This window comes from Hymenobacter sp. H14-R3 (assembly GCF_030063445.1).
Classification (GTDB): Bacteria; Bacteroidota; Bacteroidia; order Cytophagales; family Hymenobacteraceae; genus Hymenobacter.
Map to the genome: position 1 here is coordinate 1 of NZ_JASITD010000016.1, position 16,343 is coordinate 16,343.

Sequence of the window (16,343 nt, forward strand, 5' to 3'; positions counted from 1 at the left end):
GGCAACGAGGGGGCGGGGCATGGGGAGGGAAGGAAAAACGGGAAGTGGTGGGCGCAAACCTGCACCAGGCACCGGGATTTGGGCCCGCCCGCAGGCTGGCGGGCCGCCCGGCAACCTTATGCCGCCGCGCGCAGTTTCTTCCATCCCGCCCCGCTGCCGCCCTGGCAAACAGGCAAGTAGCCGCAACCGGCTCACGGGCACCTTTCGCTTTCCGCATGATTATCGAACGAAAAACCTTCTCCTACAGGGATAAAGTACTCATTGAAAAGGTGCTCATAAGCACCCCTTACAGGTACGAGGCTATTTTCCACAACGAAGGCTGCTTTATCCAGATTAGGGGCGCGGGCACCAAGCTGCTTTCGCCCGCCGACAACCTGCTGATAGAAAACCAGGAAGCAGTGCTCATGAAGTGCGGAACCTACTTTTTGGATTTTATTCATAAGATAGCGGGCGATACCATGGAGGTTTTGGCCATCCATTTATACCCCGATATTCTCCGGCAGATATACAGTACCGAGTTACCCGCCCTCCTTGAGAAAAGGGCCTACATGGGCCAGAGCACCATTATTGCCAATGAAATCATTATTTCCCGGTATGTCGAATCCCTGGAATTTTACTTCCAGAACCCGGCGCTGGTCAACGACGATTTGCTGGAGTTAAAAATCAAGGAGCTGGTGCTGCTTTTGGTGCAGACCAAAAATGCCGCCTCTATTCTGGAGCTGGTAACCGACCTGTACTCTTCCCGCACCCTCAACCTGAAAAACATCATCGACCTGCACAAGCACTCCAACCTGAGCCTCGAAGAGCTGGCCGCGTTGTGCCACCTCAGCCTATCGGCTTTTAAGCGGGCATTTAAAAAAATGTACGCGGACAACCCTACGCATTACTTCATCCGTGAAAAGCTGAAAAAGGCCAAGGAGCTGCTCACCCTCTCCGACTTAGCAATTGGTGAAATCGCCTACGAAGCCGGCTTTAATGACCCGCTCTATTTTACCAGATTATTTAAGAAAAGAGAAGGCATTACGCCCACCGCTTTCCGGGCCACGCACGCGCTGCCCTCGCTGGAGGGCAATGCTGCGGGGGCACCCTAACGCTGCCGGAACCGGCCGGCGGCCCCTGGCGCGGCCCGGCCACGCGTGACCCGAATGTCCATAACGTAGAACGCATTATCCAGTTGGCCGCTTGGGGCCGCTGGTACCTTTGGGTTAAGAAAGACGCCACCAAAAAGCTCCCCGATTGGGGCGGCGCTTATTCCTGCTTAACCCAAAGACCATGAGCACTTTCCCCATTCATACCCTCGAAACGGCCCCCGAAAAGAGCAAGCCGTTTTTGGAAACCTCCCTGAAGTCGTTCGGTATGATACCCGGCCTGCACGCAGCGCTGGCCGAAGCCCCCGGCCTGCTGGAAGCCTACCAGATGTTGCACAAGCTGTTCACCGAATCGTCGTTCGACAACGACGAGCAGACGGTGGTGTGGCAAACCATCAACGTGGAGCACGCGTGCCACTACTGCGTGCCGGCCCACACCGGCATTGCCCACATGATGAAGGTGGACCCCGCCATTACGGAGGCCCTGCGCAACCGCACGGCGCTGCCCACCAAAAAGCTCCAGGCTTTGCACGATTTCACGTTGCTGATGGTCCGCAACCGGGGCCGCGTTTCCGAGCAGGAGCTGCAAGCCTTCTACGCGGCTGGCTACGCCCAGCGCCAGGTGCTGGACATCATCCTGGGCCTGTCGCAGAAGGTAATCAGCAACTACACCAACCACGTGGCTGAAACGCCAGTGGATGAAGCTTTTAAGAAGTACGCCTGGCAGCCGGCAACGGCCTGAAGCTGCGCTGGACAAACCAGCAAGTTGCCAAGCACCGCCCCGACTGCGTGGTTGTGCAGAGCGAGTCGGCCGAGTTTACCCACGAGCTGCGGGCCGAGCGCACGCCCGAGGTGCAGCTGGACAATAAGCTGCGCTTCCTCTCCCTGGATTTGCTCTATGCCCACCACCCCGACGGCGAAGTGTGCGCCTACCTGCATAAAAACGGCCTGAGCCAGCAGGAGTACGACTGGTTTATGGCCGGCGAGCCGCCGGGCTACCAGATTATGGGCAACGACTACTACGGCCGCAACGAGCGCATGATTCTGCCCGATAGTGAGGTAGTGACGGCCACCGATGTGCTGGGTTGGTTCAACATCACCCACGAGTACTACCTGCGCTACCGCAAGCCGGTCATGCGCACCGAAACCAACGTGCTTGACCCCAATGAGGCCCCCGTTTGGCTTTGGAAGCAGTGGGCAAATGTTTGCAGATGCGTAATGTCGGTGTACCCGTGCTGGGCTTAACGTGGTATTCGCTTATCGACCAGGTGGACTGGAACATCGGCCTGGCCCGCAAGGAGGGCACCGTGAACGGCTGCGGCCTCTTCGACCCGGACCGCAACCCCCGGCCCGTGGCGGAGGCCTACCGCAAGCTGCTACGCGAGTACGGCAACATCACCATTGTGCCCCACGGCGAGCTGTTTGAGCAAACCAGCCGCCCAGCCACGCTCAAGGTAGACATGTAGCCGGCCGTAGTTGCTACTGCTCTTCCCAACTTACCGATGAGCACGACCACCGTAGCCCAGCTGCTTGACCAGCACCAAGCCTGCGGCCGCTATTTTGACGTGGACGGCGTACGCGCCTTCGCCCTCGACTACGGGCAAGGCGAGCCCGTGCTCTGCCTCCACGGCGTGCCCACTTCTGCCTGCCTGTTTCGCAAAATGCTGCGCAGCCTCGAAGCCCAGGGCCTGCGCGGCATTTCTGTGGACCTGCCGGGCCTGGGCCTCACGGGCCGCCCGGCAGACTTCGACTACACCTTCCGGGGCTTTGCCCGTTTTCTGCACCGCGCCACCGAGGCCCTGGGTCTGCAGCAGGGCTACCACCTGGTAGTGCACGATATCGGCGGGGCCATCGGGCTGGCTTTGGCCGCCGACCATCCGCTCGCCCCCTGCGGGGCAGGCCGAAAGCAGGGTTGTCGGGGGCAGTAGGTTGCCACTGAGGAGCAGGTGCCTACGCGGGCAGCAGGCGACTGGAGCCGGGCCGGGCAACTGGCGAACAGGGCCGGCAGTCGCGGTCTCACTGGTGCCCTTGCCGCCGCCACCCGGTTTTTTTTGGTCTTTTTAGGCCCGGGCCCCAACCAGCGCGTTTTTTTTCCTCGTAGGTTGTAAGGTTGGTAGTCGGGGCGGCGACAATCGGACCAGGGCTACCGCCGCCGGCTGGCGGGGCCAACTTATTTCGCACCCGCCCGTTTGGGCACCTACTCTTTTGGCCCTACTTCCCACCACCCGCATTGCCGTTCTGCTCTTCACCCGCTCGGCGGGCGAGGAAGGAGCGCGCAAGCGATTCTTGAGCCACGGCACCCGTGCCGACAACGCGGCGGTGGCCGCCCGCCTCATCGAGCACGCCACCGCCACGGCCCGCCGGGCCGGCGTCGATTTTGTGTGCGTAGACTCGGCCCAGCAGGCCGGGGCCACGTTTGGCGAGCGGCTGGCCGGGGCCGTGCGGGCCACCTTCGCGCTGGGCTACGAGCACCTGCTCATTATTGGCAACGACTGCCCGCAGCTTACCGCGGCTTGCCTGCGGCGGGCCGTGGCGGCGGTGCAGGCCACCGGCGCAGTGCTGGGGCCCGCCACCGATGGCGGCGTGTATCTGCTGGGCCTGTCGCGGGCCTTGTTTGAAAGTGCGGCCTGGCTGGCGCTGCCCTGGCAAACCCAGCACCTGGGCGCGGCCCTGCGCCGGCAGCTGCGGCGGCTGGGCGCAGTGGTGCACCAGCTGCCCGCCCTGGCCGACATCGACGATGCGGCCGGCCTGGCGCGGGTGCTGCGGCAGCCCCTTGCCCGGCCGCTGCGGCGCGGCCTGCACCGGCTGCGCACCACCCGGCGGCGCGGGGCGCGCCCCGCCGGGCCACGGGCCAGCCAGCGGGGCCACCTGGCCGCCCGCCCCCACCGAGGGCCGCCGGCCCGCTGAAACTTCCGATGATTTGCCGGTCCGGGGTCGGGCGGGGCTGCTTATGGGCGGCCGCGCCCGACCCTGACCGGCCCACGCGTTTCGTTTCAGCTTGCTTGCAGCCATTTTTATGAATAGATTTTTCCCGTTTATAGCCCTTTTGGTGGGCTTGTTATTGCCCACTTTGCCGGCCTGGGCGCAGGTCGATTTGGTGGTGTCAGTGCAGGATATTGCCCGCCGGCCGGTGGTGGGCTTGCCGGTGCACCTCGACAATGCCGCCATCGGCTTCAGTACCGAGCAGCCCACCGATGCCCAGGGCAAGGCCCGCTTCCGGGGCCTGAGCACGGCCGGCAGCTACGCCGTGAGCACCACCGTGAGCGACAAGTACCAGGCCGTGCGCGAAGCCAGCCTGGTGCTGCGCGCCAACTCCAGCCCCAGCGTGACGCTGGTGCTGCCCAATATCAGCACCCAGGAGCTGGCCGGCGTGGTGGTGCGCGCCCCCAACAACGCCACCACCATCAACACCCAGAACGCGGAGGTGTCGTCGGAACTCTCGGCCCGCGAGCTGCGCGAGATTCCGATTGAGGCCCGCGACATCACCCGCGCCCTCTACCGCCTGCCCAACGTGACGCTGGCCACCGGCTTCTTCTCCGAAGCGCCCAACGTGAGTATTAATGGGGCCAATGGCTTGTATACCAATTACTTGATTGACGGCCTCGATAACAACGAGAATTTCCTGGGCGGGCAGCGCTTCGCCATTCCGGTGGGCTTTGCTCAGGGCGTGAGCGTGCTCACCAACAACTTCTCGACCGAGTTTGGCAACTCGGCCAACGGCATCGTGAACGTGACCACCAAGTCGGGTTCCAACAACCTCTCGGCCGAGGCGTTTTACCTCACCCGGCCCGGCCCGGGCATTGATGGCAAAACCGCGTTTCCGCAGCGCGACCTCTCGGGCAACCAGGTGCAGAACGGCTTTCAGCGCCAGCAGTTTGGCTTTGCCGTGGGCGGGGCGCTGGTGAAGGACAAGACGTTTTTTTACCTGAACGCCGAGCAGACGTTCGACCGCAAGGACAACGCCCTCACCTCGCCCGCGCTGGGCGTGGCCGCCACGGTGCGGGGCCAAAACCGCTTCACCTACCTCTCGGGCAAGCTCGACCAGCGCTGGACGGACCGGTTCCGGTCGTCGCTGCGGGCCAACGTGGGCATCGTGAACATTGCGCGCCAGGGCGGTGGCCTCGACGGCGGCGTGGCTTTCCCCTCCACGGGCAATAAGCAGGACCGCAACTCGGTGGAAATTGCCAGCCAGAACATTTACGTGGGCCGCAACTTCACTTCGGAAACCGATTTGCAGTACGCCACTTTCCGCTGGAACTACGCCGGGGCCGACAACCCTAACAGCCCCGACGTGACCGTGCAAGACCCTGCCGGCCAACCCATTGCCGTACTCGGCCACCCCGGCTACCTCTTCGACTCGCACCAGCGCACCTGGCAGGCCCAGCAGAAATTTACGCTCGTGCAGGGCCGCAATACCTTCAAGGCGGGCCTGGGCCTCATCAGCACCGCGCACCTGCTGTACGGCGGCGGCAACCCCAACGGCAGCTACACCGTGCGGCTGAACCCGACGCAGCTGGCGGCGCTGGCCGCCCGCAACCTGGGCCCCGGCCTGAGTATCAACGACGTGCCGGCCGATGCCCAGGTGCTCAACTACAGCGTGGAACTGCGCCCGGCCTCCTTCGGCACCACCCAGAACCTGTACAATATCTACCTCGAAGACCAGGTGGCCGTGACCGACCGCCTGAACGTGACCCTGGGCCTGCGCTACGACTACGACAACCTCTCGAAGGGTGGGGCCGAGCACGGCGACCGCAACAACGTGGCGCCCCGCGCCAACTTCAACTACCGGCTCACCGAGCGCAGCGCCCTGCGCGGCGGCTACGGCCTGTTCTACGACAAGATTCTGTACACCGTGTACAGCGATGCGTTGCAGCAGAACACGACCTCGGCCGACTACAAAGCCCAGCTGCGCGAGCTGGTGCGCGTGGGCGCGCTGCCCGGCAGCACCAACGTGGACCGCATCACCTTCGATGGCAACCTGAGCGGCAGCGCTGCCAACGTGGCCTACCTGCAAGGCCCCTCGGCCAGCACCCTGCAAGGCCAGCGCGCCAGCGTGCCCAGCCTGGAGCGCCGCATTCTGAACCCCAACGGCTACCAGAACCCCTACTCGTACCAGAGCACGCTGGGCTACCAGTACCAGGTCAATCGTAAAACGCTGTTATACGTGGACTTGATGTATAATCGCTCCTACGACCTGTTTCGGCTGCGCAACGTGAATGCCGTGTCGGACTACGCCCAGACCGACCCCAACAACGTGACCGTGCGCACCGCCGCCCAGGCCAACGCCACCCGGCCGGTGCCCATTCTGGCCGATGGCAGCGCCCTTATTGGGGGGCAGCGCGTGCCGGGCGTGGCCACCAACGTGGTCGAAACCGAGTCGGCGGGCCGCTCGCGCTACGCGGCCGCCAGCTTCAACATCCAGCACGATGCCGGGGACGAGAAGTTTGGCTACCGCCTGGTTTACACGCTTTCGAACCTGAAAAACGACACCGAGGACGTGAACTTCCGCGCCGCCGACGCCAACAACTACGGCCCCGAGTTTGCCAACTCCATCAACGACCGCACCAACGTTATCAATGCCATCGGCAGTTACTATCCCATTAAGAACCTGCGCTTTACGCTGGCGGCGCTACTGCAAAGTGGTCAGCCCGTGAACCGCGTAACGGGGACTTACCTGGTGCCCGGTACCACCAACGTATTCACCAACGACCTGAACGGCGACGGCAGCTCGTTTAGCAGCGCCTACCTCGGCAACGCCGACCGCTACCCCGGCGAAAGCCGCAACTCCGACCGCCTGCCCTGGTCCAAGACCTTCGACGTGGCGGCGCAGTACACGCTGCACTTTGGGGAGAAAACCAGCCGCGTGGAACTGACCGCCGACGTGTTTAACGTGCTCAACACCCAGAACCTGAGCGGCTACGCCAACAACGCCACCCAGAGCAACCAGATTCAGACCGGCCCGGCCGGCTCGGGTATCATCCGGCGCAACGCGAGTGCGCCGCGTCAGTTCCAGTTTGGCCTGCGCTACGCGCTGTAAACGTTGCTGGCACGTCATGCGGAGCGAAGCGGAGCATCTCTACCGCTTCGTTGCAACAGTTCGGGCGAAGCGACAGAAGTGCTTCGACTACGCTTCGCTCCGCATGACGACCTTTTAGACGCACACTTTTCTATGAAAAAAATATTCTTCCTGCTTTTGTCCGCTGCCACCTTGCTTGCCGGGTGCGGTACCGCCCCGAACGAAGCGCGCACGCCGCAGCAAACCCTGGCGCAAAGCTGGCCGCAGATTGAAAACAAGGGTAAAAACCAGCCCGTGACGCTGGTGATGTGGCAGGGCGACCCGCTCATCAACCAGTACATGAACACCTACGTGAAGCCCGAGGTGCAGCGCCGCTACGGTATTGAGCTGCAGCTGGTGGCCGGGCAGGGCGCGCAACTGGTGCAAACGCTGGCCGCCGAGCAGCAGGCCAACCAGCCCAGCGAGGCCGACATGGTGTGGATAAACGGCGAAACCTTTTACCAGCTGCGGCAGGTAGATGCGCTGCTGGGCCCCTTCGTGGAGAAGCTGCCCAACGCCCGGCTGCTGGATTTGCAGAACCCCTTCATTAACACCGACTTCCAGCAGCCCATTGCTGGTATGGAGTGCCCCTGGGGCAACGTGCAGTTCAACATTATCTACGATTCGGCGCGGGTGGCGCAGCCGCCCCGCTCGTTTGCCGAGCTGCCGGCCTACCTCAAGGCCCACCCCGGCCAGTTCACCATCCCCAACGAGTTTACGGGCATGACCCTGCTCAAATCGTGGATGATAGCCTTGTCGGGCAACCCGGCACTATTCCGGGGCAAGTTTGACGAGGCCGTGTATAAAAAGTGGTCGGGCGAGCTGTGGCGGGTCATCAATACCAGCAAGCCCTACTTCTGGAAGCAGGGCCAGACGTTTCCCGAGCAGTTGGCCCTGCTGCACCAGCTTTTTGCCAACGGCGAGGTGGCCTTCACGTTCTCCAACAACGACGCAGAAGTGGATAACAAGGTGAACCAGAAGGTGTTTCCGGCCACGGCCCGCGCCTACGTGCCCCTGCCGGGCACTATTCAGAACGCCCACTACCTGGGCGTGGTGCGGGGCGCCCAGCACCCCGAGGCCGCCCTGCTGGTCATCAATTTCCTGATTTCGCCCGAGGCGCAGCTCAAGAAGATGGACCCCAACGTGTGGGGCGACCACACGGTGCTGAACCTGGCGGCCCTGCCGGCAAGCCAGCGGCAGCAGTTCGAGCGGCTGCCCTCGCGGCGCTACGCCCCGCGGCGCGCCGCCATTCAGGGCCGCGCCCTGCCCGAGCCCGACCCGGAGTACATGACCCGCCTGTTCAAGGATTTTCGTACCTATATCATTGAAAGCCATGCCGTTCCGGCTTCCTAAGCTGCTGCTGGGCAGCTACGGCCTACTGGTGGTGGGCCTGCCGCTGGCGGGGCTGGCCTACGCCCTGCTGGGCAGCGTGGGGCTGGCCGGGCCGCTGGCGGCGGGCTGCACGGGCCGCTACTGGCTGGCGCTGGGCCACGACACGAGCCTGCTCTACGCCGCCCTGTACAGCGCGGCCGTGGCGGGCGCGGTGCTACTGCTGTCGGTGGGCCTGGCGCTGGCCCTGGTGCTGGGCGCGCAGGCCTCGCTGCGGCGGGGGCCGCTGCTGGGCCTGCTCTACGTGCCCCTGCTGATGCCCACGCTGGTGATGGCCTTCTACCTGTTTCAGCTGCTGAGCCGGGCCGGCTGGCTGGCCCGCGTGAGCTACCAGGCGGGGCTCACTGGCCGGCTGGAGGACTTCCCGGAGCTGGTGCAGGACGCGGCTGGCGTGGGCATTGTGTTGGCGCAGGTGCTGCTCACGTTTCCGTTTCTGGCCCTGCTTTTTCAGGCCATCTACCAGGAAAGCCGCCTCGACGACTACTACCAGCTCACGCGCACGCTGGGGGCCAGCGCGGGGCAGTTTCGGCGGCGGGTGGCCCTGCCGCTGCTGCTGCGCCGGGCCGCCCCCACGCTGCTGCTGAGCGCGGTAGCCACCCTGGGGGCCTATGATATTCCGCTGCTGCTGGGCCGCCCCTACCCCCAAATGCTGTCCGTGTACCTCACCACCCGTTTGCAGCGCTTCGACTTGCGCGAACTGCCGGCCGCCTACCTGGCCGGCTTCGTGGTGGCGGGCGGGCTGCTGGTTTTGCTGGTGCTGGCCCTGCGCACTATCCGTCGCCATGCGCTCTAACCTCCTTTTGGGCACGCTGGCCGTGCTGTTCTTCGTGCCTTTTGTGCTGCTGGCGCTGCTGGCGGTGGGCGAGGGCTGGCGGTTTCCGGCGGCGCTGCCCCCGGCCTACTCGCTGGCGGCCGTGCGCGGCCTGCTGGGGCCGGGCACCGACCTGCTGGCCGGCCTGGGCCGCAGCCTGCTGCTGGCCGGTACGGTGGCCGTGGTGGCCACGGCCGGGGGCTTTGGGCTGGCGCGGGCCATTGCCCGCTCGGCCTGGGCGCGGCACTGGGAGGTGGCCAGCTACCTGCCCTACGCCCTGCCGCCGGTGCTGCTGGCGGTGCTCATTCAGCCGTTTATTATTCGCCTGCACCTGTCGGGCTCGGTGGGCGGGGTGCTGCTGGGGCTGCTGCTGATGGCCCTGCCCTTTGCCACGCTGCTGCTGCGCAGCTTCTGGACGCGGCAGGCCACCGAGTACGAGCAGCTGGCCCGCACGCTGGGCTGCACGCCGGGGCAGGCGCTGCGCCAAGTGCTGCTGCCGCTGGCGTGGCCCCTGCTGCGCACAGCGCTGTTTCAAACATTTTTGCTGGCCTGGTTTGACTTTGGCCTGACTAATGTGCTGAGCGTGGGCAAGGTGCGTACGCTTACGGTGCAGGTGTTTGCCTACGTGGGCGAGGCCAATGCGCCCCTGGCGGCCGTGGCCAGCCTGCTGCTGCTGCTGCCCCCGGCGCTGCTGCTGCGCCTCAACCGCGCCGCGCTGCTGCGCAAAAATCCGTAGCCTTCTTTCCCCTCTTTCCGCTGCCATGCTCCACGCCCTGCTTATCTCCAACGGCCTTCAGGGGCTCGAAAAGTACTACGTTTCCAATGCGCAGGTGCAGTACACTACCTGCCTCGTTACCAAGGACTTCAGCCCCGACCTGCTGCCCTACGACCTGCTGGTGGTGCCCAACGGCTCCGACCACGTGGCCCTGCTCAAAATCAAGGATAACGTTCGCGCGTTTCTGGCGGCGGGCCGGGCGCTGGTGTGCTGCGACGGCTTCTTTACGGCCTGGGTGCCCGGCAACCAGTGGGTGATGGACAACGCGCGCCGCAGCCAGGACGTGCGCTATTCCTGCGGCACCGACCGCCACGGCCTGCTCGCGGGCCTCAACCTCGACGAGCTCAACTTCTCGCACGGCATGAGCGGCTGGTGGGCCTGCGGCTACATCCAGGCCGCGCCGGGCGCCGAGGTGCTGCTGCACGATACCTGGCAGCGCCCCATTGTGGTGCTCGACGAGGTGAGCACGCCCGGCCGCCTGCTGCTCACGGCCAGCGGCCCGCTGGCCGATGTAAGCTACGCCGGCCAGCCCGACAGGGCCCCGGTGGCTTTGTACCGCAATTTCATTCACCTGCTTTCCACCTCTACCGTTCCCGCTCATGGCTAAGATAGGCTTGATTTTCAACGGCGTATGGTCGCACTACGCGCTGGCCACCGCGCCCAAGTACCGCGACTTGTACCGCCTGCTCTACATCCACGACCTCGACGCCGAAGCCGTGCGCGGCCTCGACGCGCTGGCCATTCCGTTTCAGTCTAACCAGGCGGTGCTGACCGAAAAGCAGGCCGTTATCTACGACTTTCTGGCGGCGGGCAAAAAGGTATTTCTCGAAGGCGACTCCTCCACGGCCTGGCTCGATGCGCAGTGGGAAGACCGGCCCGTGAACAACTACTGGTGGGTGGCCGACCCCACCAACCCGCCCGTGGCCACCACCAACTTTGGCCACCCCGTGTACCAGGGCCTCACGCCGCGCCAGGCCTGCTGGCACACCCACGGCGTATATACCCGGGTGCCGGCCGCGGCCGAAATCATTCAGGCCAATGCCGCCGGGGAGGTCATTACCTGGCAAACCCACCAGCACGGCGGCACCCTGCTGGCCACCACCCTCGACCCCCTTGTGGAGCACGGCGTGCAGCAGATTACCCACCTCGACCACTACGTAGACCGCCTCACCGAGTGGCTGAGTGGCGTGTGCCCCGCGCCCGCCCGCCTCACCATCGACGCCGCGGCCTACGGGGCCGGGGCCCGGCTATGAGCCCGCGCCCGCCAGTGCGGGCCGGGCGCTTTTTGTTCTGTTTTGTTTGCGGGGCACCCGCCCGGGCCACGCCCCGGCGGCTTCCCGCTACCCCTCCCTTATGCTGCTAACCGTCTCTCATCTTTCCAAAAGCTTTGGCAGCCAGCCGGTGCTGCGCGACATCAGCTGCGGGCTGGCGGCCGGGCAGGTGCTGGCCGTGCTGGGCCGCTCGGGCGGGGGCAAAACCACGCTGCTCAAAATACTGGCCGGCCTCGAAACCCCCGACGCCGGCATGGTGTTGCTCGACGGACACGACCTGCGGCCGGTGCCGCCCAACGAGCGCCAGCTGGTGTACCTCTACCAGGAGCCGCTGCTTTTTCCGCACCTCACGGTGTTCGAAAACGTGGCCTTCGGGCTGCGCATTCGCCAGGTGGCCAAGGCCGAAATAACCCAGCGCGTGGGTGAGATGCTGGCCGAGCTCGACTTGGGGGCCCACGCCCAGAAGGCGCCGCACCAGCTCTCGGGTGGGCAGCGGCAGCGGGTGTCGTTTGGGCGGGCCCTCATCATCCGGCCGCGCCTGCTGCTGCTCGATGAGCCCTTTGGCAACCTCGATGCCCAAACCCGGGCCGATATGCAGCAGCTTTTTTTGCGCGTGAGCCGCCAGCACCAGATTACCTCGCTCTTCGTGACCCACGACAGCCGCGAGGCCCTCACCGTGGGCACCCATTTTGGCTACCTCGACCGGGGTATTCTCACCAGCTTTCCCAGCGTGCGCGAGTTTGTGCAGGACCCGCGCACCAGCATTGCCGCCGAGCTTTCTTTTTGGGAGTCCATTCAGCAAACGGCGCTTCGAGAAAAAATATGAACGTTCTGCTGCGACAGGCGCAGCAGAACGGCTTGATTAGTCGTTAAAAACCAACTAATGAAAACCGATTTCAACCACTGCGAGTCTGTGTACTGGGTGTTTACCCAGCTCTGCAACGACAAGTGCGACCATTGCTACAACAATTCCGGGCCGCAGGGCACGCGCATCAGCGCCCAGGATTGCCTGCGCATTGTGCGCAACCTGCCCGACCAGGTCGACCGCCTCATCCTCTCCGGCGGCGAGCCCATTGCCGACCGCGTGAAGCTCTACCTCATCCTCGATGCCATTCAGGAGAAGTACCAGGGCCGCACCCAGGTAATGCTGCAAACCAACGGCGACCTGCTGACCCCCGAAATCCTCGATTTGCTGATTGAGAAGGGCGTCACCCGCTTCGACATTGCCAGCATCGACCGCTACCACAAGGCGGCCGGCGCCCGCCTCATGACCCTGGCCGACCTCTTCGAGAGCCGCGGCGTGAACGGCGACGACCACGACCCACTCATCGAAAAAGACCACATGCTGGTGGCCAGCCACCGCCTGAGCTGGGGCTACTGGGGCGCGTCGGAAGACATGTGGCTGGGCGGCAACTGGGCCCGGGGCCGCGCCCTCGAAAAGGACATCTGGCTGCGCGACCCCAGCCATAATTTCTGCGCCATCCTGTCCGGGGCCCGGGGCTTTTTGGGCGGCACCGAGCTGCCCCAGGAAATCAGCATTCAGCTTTGGAAAATCAATCCCTGCTGCCCCGGCACCAAATTTCCGCTCGGCGATGCCCGCCAGGAAAAGGTGGCCGACGTGCTGCTGCGCGCCTCCCAATCCGAAATCATGCAGCGCCTCAACGAGGGCGACCCCTGGAAGATGGGCGAGTCCATCGGCGTAACGGAAGCCCACGCCCTGGCCCGGGGCCAGGACCTCCAAAACGTGTGCCGCTGGTGCGACGAGTTTTTCGAGCAGCACTTCGAGGGGCCCATGCTGCCGCTGGCCAAGCTTGCCCCGGTAGGGGCGGCGTAGGTCATTGCCGCCAGGCTGGTTTTTCTCAAACAAGCAGCCGGCAGCCAGGCAGCCTTATCGCCCTCCGCGAGGCGCTTGCGGAGGATGCAATTATTCTATTTAAGTACTTTAACCTCCTTATTATTATGGCATTACCTGTGTTCTCCTCTCCCTTGCTGCGCCGCTTCGACCGGTGGGCGGGGCCGGTGTTGGCCGTGGCCGCCCTGGGCCTGCTACTGCTCGAAACCCGCCGGCCCCTGCGCCGCCGCACGCTCCCCCGGCCGCGGCGGTGGCTGCGCAACTCGCTCATTGCCGCGCCCTCGCTGCCGGCCATGCGCCTCACGCTGCTGCCGGCCATGGTGGGCCTGGCCCAGGCCTGGGCCCCGCGCCAGCCGCTGCTGGCCCGCCTGCCCGAGCCCCTGCGCCTGGCGGCCGAAGTGCTGCTGCTCGATTACCTGGGCTACACCTGGCACCGCCTGCTGCACGCCCCGCTGCTGTGGCGGCTGCACCGCGTGCACCACTCCGACCTCGACATGGACCTGACCACGGCCTGGCGCTTTCACTTTGGCGAGATGCTGGCCAGCATTCCGTGGCGCGCCGGCGTGCCGGCGGTGCTGGGCGTGCGGCCCGCCACGGTGCTGGGCTTCGAAGCTGTGTTTGAGGCCTGCACGGCCTTTCACCACAGCAACTGGCAGCTGCCTTTTGCCGTGGAGCACCAGCTGGTGCGCGTGCTGGTGACGCCGCGCGCCCACGGCATTCACCACTCGCAGGTGCAGCGCGAAACCGACAGCAACTTCGGCGTCGTGCTCACCCTCTGGGACCGGCTGCACCGCACCCTGCGCCTGAACGTGCCCCAGCAGGCCCTCACCATCGGCGTGCCCGCCTACCCCACCGCCGCCGACCTGCCCGCCCGCCGCCTGCTGGCCCTGCCCCTGGAGCCGCTACGGCCCTGGGCCCGCCCCGATGGCTTAGTGCCCGGCCGCCCCGAGCTGGCCGGCCCGCTGCACGAGCTGGTGCCGTAGGGCCGGCGGCCCTACGGATTTTCGGGGGTGGCCGGCCCGCCAGTAAAGAGGGAGGGGTGTAAGTATAAAATATTGATAGACAATAGTTTATGCTTACACCCCTCCCTCTTTTTAGAAGCTTACTGGAAGTGCTTAGCGTGCTTTATCTCCGAAGTTGTTTCTGCGCAAGACTTAAGTATTTGTTGGTGAATAACTTATGCTAGCATGATTAACTCCGCAATATGGAAAGAGTCAACATACCATTACGAAGTGAGTCGGCTAACTTATAGCAATTTGGTGAACCGAATAACCCAGCGGCGCCCTTTTTCCTTCCTCGGGGCGCCCGCGGCCGACTGCCGGGGCACCACTCGACTTTGCGGCCTGCAAAAACAGCCAGTTCGACCGCCTGGCCGACCTTATTCGGGCCAACGTGGACATGAGCAAGGTTTACGCCGACCTGCACCGCTAAAGCGGTTTTCCAGTCGGCGCATAGGCCCCGGCTGCGCCGGCGGACCGGGGCACGACCAGCCAGGCGGCACCTGCTCGGGTCGGCCGGCTTTTTAACCCCAGTCACCGAATTCAAAATGCTCCACGGCGGCGTCGCCTGGCGGTTAGCCTGGCAGTTTGATAATCGGCACAGCAGCCCCAATGCCAGCTACCCCGGGACCACCCTGGTCCGCCTCAACCGCGCCGTGTGCGCGGTGCTGGTGGCCGGTATTATCGGGCTATTATGGCGGCGCGCCCGGCGTGGCGAGCACCAGCAATTGCTCCGCAAACGCCGGGTTTTCGCCCCAGTACAGGTGCACGTAGGAGGCCCACACGTTGCCCTGCCGGTAGAGCTGCACGGGCACCGCCGCGCCCTTGGCGTTGGTGATGGCGGCCGGCGCGGGCGTCAGGCCGTGGTCGGTGAGGCTCGAATAATGAAACTCGTGCCCTTTGATAGTCAGACCATTATACGCTACCGACCGGTAGCCGAGCGTCATTTGGGCCGGGGCCATGGAGGTGGTACAGGGCAGCACGCCCGCCATGGCAAAGGCCTGGCCCTGCGCATCGAGCAGCTGCTGACCCAGGTACATCAGGCCGCCGCACTCGGCGTACGTGGCCCCACCCCCGGCGCAGTACGCGGCAATGCTGGCGCGCATGGGGGCGTTGGCGCTCAGCGCCCCGGCAAAGAGCTCGGGGTAGCCGCCGGGCAGGTACAAAAAATCGGTGCCCGCGGGCAGCGCGGCATCGGCCAGCGGGCTGAAATACGTGATTTCCCCGAGCGCCGCCAGGGCCACTAAATTTTGGTGATAGGTGAAGGTGAACGCCGCATCGCGGGCCACGGCCAGGCGGCGGCGCGGGGCGGGGCCAACTGGGGCGGGCAGTAGCAGCGGCGCAGCGACTGGCGCGGCCGTGCGCGTGGCGGCCAGCAGGCGGTCGAGGTCCACGGTGTGGGGCAGGGCATCGGCCAGGGCCTCCACAATGGCTTCGTACTGGATAGCCGTATCAATCGACAAGCCCAGGTGGCGCGAGGGAATAATAAATTCCTGATTGTTAGGCAAATAACCTAGCGGCTCCACGCCCACATCTTCGCAGGCCTCGCGCAAGAAATGGTAGTGCGTGGCTGTGTTTACGAAGTTAAAAATGGCCCCGACCAGCCGGATGCCGGGGTAAAAATTCTTGAACCCAAACAGCAGCGGGGCCACCGAATAGGCCATCGCCCTGGCATCGACCACCAGGATAACCGGGATGCCCAGCTGCTCGGCCACGTCGGCGGCGCTGCCGCGCATGCGGTCGGCCCCGTCGAAGAGGCCCATCACGCCCTCCACCACCGCCACATCGGCGGGGGCGGTGTAGTGCGCGTACGTGGCCTGCGCGTGCCCCACCGAGGCCATAAACAGGTCGAGGTTGAGGCTGGGGCGGCCCGCCGCCTGCGTATGGTGGTGGGTATCCAGGTAGTCGGGCCCGCACTTGAAGGGCTGCACCACCAGGCCGCGCCGGGCCAGGGCCCGCAGCAAACCCAGCGTGAGGGTGGTTTTGCCGCTGCCGCTGCTGGGCGCAGCCAGCAGAAACTGGGGCTTTTCGGAAGGAATAGGGAGCATGGGAAACGCGAAGGGCGCGACCTCTGCCGGCCGCACCGGGGCCGGGCCAGCCGACG

The 16,343-nt window shown here is 64.8% G+C and carries 16 protein-coding genes; 15 read left to right on the forward strand and 1 reads right to left on the reverse strand.

All coding sequences use genetic code 11. The features are described from left to right. Window positions 1-215: 215 nt before the first annotated feature. The 15 genes from QMK33_RS14925 to QMK33_RS14995 all read left to right on the forward strand — a co-directional run bounded on the left by QMK33_RS14925 (window position 216) and on the right by QMK33_RS14995 (window position 14,224). Window positions 216-1,091, forward strand: a complete 876-nt coding sequence (locus QMK33_RS14925) for a helix-turn-helix domain-containing protein (RefSeq protein ID WP_283565404.1) — start codon at window positions 216-218, stop codon at window positions 1,089-1,091. Between the two features lie 181 nt (window positions 1,092-1,272). Continuing rightward, entirely contained in the window at window positions 1,273-1,830 is a 558-nt protein-coding gene (locus QMK33_RS14930) for a carboxymuconolactone decarboxylase family protein (RefSeq protein WP_283565405.1), read from the forward strand. Between the two features lie 47 nt (window positions 1,831-1,877). Next, window positions 1,878-2,333 (forward strand): hypothetical protein, encoded by a 456-nt coding sequence (locus QMK33_RS14935; protein ID WP_283565406.1) that lies wholly within the window; start codon window positions 1,878-1,880, stop codon window positions 2,331-2,333. Next, window positions 2,300-2,554 (forward strand): hypothetical protein, encoded by a 255-nt coding sequence (locus QMK33_RS14940; RefSeq protein ID WP_283565407.1) that lies wholly within the window; start codon window positions 2,300-2,302, stop codon window positions 2,552-2,554. The genes QMK33_RS14935 and QMK33_RS14940 overlap by 34 nt, the downstream gene beginning before the upstream one ends. 36 nt (window positions 2,555-2,590) lie before the next feature. After that, entirely contained in the window at window positions 2,591-3,016 is a 426-nt protein-coding gene (locus QMK33_RS14945; RefSeq protein ID WP_283565408.1) for an alpha/beta fold hydrolase, read from the forward strand. Between the two features lie 277 nt (window positions 3,017-3,293). Continuing rightward, entirely contained in the window at window positions 3,294-3,995 is a 702-nt protein-coding gene (locus QMK33_RS14950; RefSeq protein ID WP_283565409.1) for a TIGR04282 family arsenosugar biosynthesis glycosyltransferase, read from the forward strand. A 109-nt stretch (window positions 3,996-4,104) separates the two neighbouring features. Continuing rightward, window positions 4,105-7,125: a TonB-dependent receptor gene (locus tag QMK33_RS14955; protein WP_283565410.1), complete on the forward strand. Its 3,021-nt coding sequence runs from the start codon at window positions 4,105-4,107 to the stop codon at window positions 7,123-7,125. Window positions 7,126-7,257: 132 nt separating this feature from the next. Then, a complete protein-coding gene (locus QMK33_RS14960; protein ID WP_283565411.1) occupies window positions 7,258-8,496 on the forward strand; it encodes an ABC transporter substrate-binding protein in 1,239 nt (412 codons plus the stop codon). After that, on the forward strand, window positions 8,477-9,325 hold the full coding sequence (locus tag QMK33_RS14965) for an ABC transporter permease subunit (RefSeq protein ID WP_283565412.1): 849 nt from the start codon (window positions 8,477-8,479) through the stop codon (window positions 9,323-9,325). Before QMK33_RS14960 ends, QMK33_RS14965 begins: the two co-directional genes overlap by 20 nt. Next, window positions 9,315-10,079, forward strand: a complete 765-nt coding sequence (locus QMK33_RS14970; RefSeq protein ID WP_283565413.1) for an ABC transporter permease — start codon at window positions 9,315-9,317, stop codon at window positions 10,077-10,079. Before QMK33_RS14965 ends, QMK33_RS14970 begins: the two co-directional genes overlap by 11 nt. A gap of 25 nt (window positions 10,080-10,104) precedes the next feature. Continuing rightward, complete coding sequence (locus QMK33_RS14975; RefSeq protein ID WP_283565414.1) at window positions 10,105-10,725, forward strand: hypothetical protein; 621 nt, start codon at window positions 10,105-10,107, stop codon at window positions 10,723-10,725. Continuing rightward, on the forward strand, window positions 10,718-11,371 hold the full coding sequence (locus tag QMK33_RS14980) for a hypothetical protein (RefSeq protein WP_283565415.1): 654 nt from the start codon (window positions 10,718-10,720) through the stop codon (window positions 11,369-11,371). Before QMK33_RS14975 ends, QMK33_RS14980 begins: the two co-directional genes overlap by 8 nt. 100 nt (window positions 11,372-11,471) lie before the next feature. Next, window positions 11,472-12,215, forward strand: a complete 744-nt coding sequence (locus QMK33_RS14985) for an ABC transporter ATP-binding protein (RefSeq protein WP_283565416.1) — start codon at window positions 11,472-11,474, stop codon at window positions 12,213-12,215. Window positions 12,216-12,272: 57 nt separating this feature from the next. Then, a complete protein-coding gene (locus QMK33_RS14990; RefSeq protein ID WP_283565417.1) occupies window positions 12,273-13,223 on the forward strand; it encodes a radical SAM protein in 951 nt (316 codons plus the stop codon). 137 nt (window positions 13,224-13,360) lie between these two features. Continuing rightward, window positions 13,361-14,224 (forward strand): sterol desaturase family protein, encoded by an 864-nt coding sequence (locus QMK33_RS14995; RefSeq protein ID WP_283565418.1) that lies wholly within the window; start codon window positions 13,361-13,363, stop codon window positions 14,222-14,224. 707 nt (window positions 14,225-14,931) lie between these two features. Here QMK33_RS14995 and QMK33_RS15000 read toward each other — a convergent pair. Next, the gene (locus QMK33_RS15000; RefSeq protein ID WP_283565419.1) at window positions 14,932-16,287 is read right to left on the reverse strand and encodes a cobyrinic acid a,c-diamide synthase CobB; all 1,356 of its coding nucleotides are present in this window, start codon (window positions 16,285-16,287) and stop codon (window positions 14,932-14,934) included. Between the last annotated feature and the right edge of the window lie 56 nt (window positions 16,288-16,343).

Coding starts and splice junctions, on each gene's coding strand:
- QMK33_RS14970 (WP_283565413.1), top strand. CDS start 9,315: ATGCGCTCTAACCTCCTTTTGGGCACGCTGGCCGTGCTGTTCTTCGTG.
- QMK33_RS14965 (WP_283565412.1), top strand. CDS start 8,477: ATGCCGTTCCGGCTTCCTAAGCTGCTGCTGGGCAGCTACGGCCTACTG.
- QMK33_RS14980 (WP_283565415.1), top strand. CDS start 10,718: ATGGCTAAGATAGGCTTGATTTTCAACGGCGTATGGTCGCACTACGCG.
- QMK33_RS14940 (WP_283565407.1), top strand. CDS start 2,300: ATGCGTAATGTCGGTGTACCCGTGCTGGGCTTAACGTGGTATTCGCTT.
- QMK33_RS14955 (WP_283565410.1), top strand. CDS start 4,105: ATGAATAGATTTTTCCCGTTTATAGCCCTTTTGGTGGGCTTGTTATTG.
- QMK33_RS14985 (WP_283565416.1), top strand. CDS start 11,472: ATGCTGCTAACCGTCTCTCATCTTTCCAAAAGCTTTGGCAGCCAGCCG.
- QMK33_RS14945 (WP_283565408.1), top strand. CDS start 2,591: ATGAGCACGACCACCGTAGCCCAGCTGCTTGACCAGCACCAAGCCTGC.
- QMK33_RS14925 (WP_283565404.1), top strand. CDS start 216: ATGATTATCGAACGAAAAACCTTCTCCTACAGGGATAAAGTACTCATT.
- QMK33_RS14930 (WP_283565405.1), top strand. CDS start 1,273: ATGAGCACTTTCCCCATTCATACCCTCGAAACGGCCCCCGAAAAGAGC.
- QMK33_RS14975 (WP_283565414.1), top strand. CDS start 10,105: ATGCTCCACGCCCTGCTTATCTCCAACGGCCTTCAGGGGCTCGAAAAG.
- QMK33_RS15000 (WP_283565419.1), bottom strand. CDS start 16,287: ATGCTCCCTATTCCTTCCGAAAAGCCCCAGTTTCTGCTGGCTGCGCCC.
- QMK33_RS14990 (WP_283565417.1), top strand. CDS start 12,273: ATGAAAACCGATTTCAACCACTGCGAGTCTGTGTACTGGGTGTTTACC.
- QMK33_RS14960 (WP_283565411.1), top strand. CDS start 7,258: ATGAAAAAAATATTCTTCCTGCTTTTGTCCGCTGCCACCTTGCTTGCC.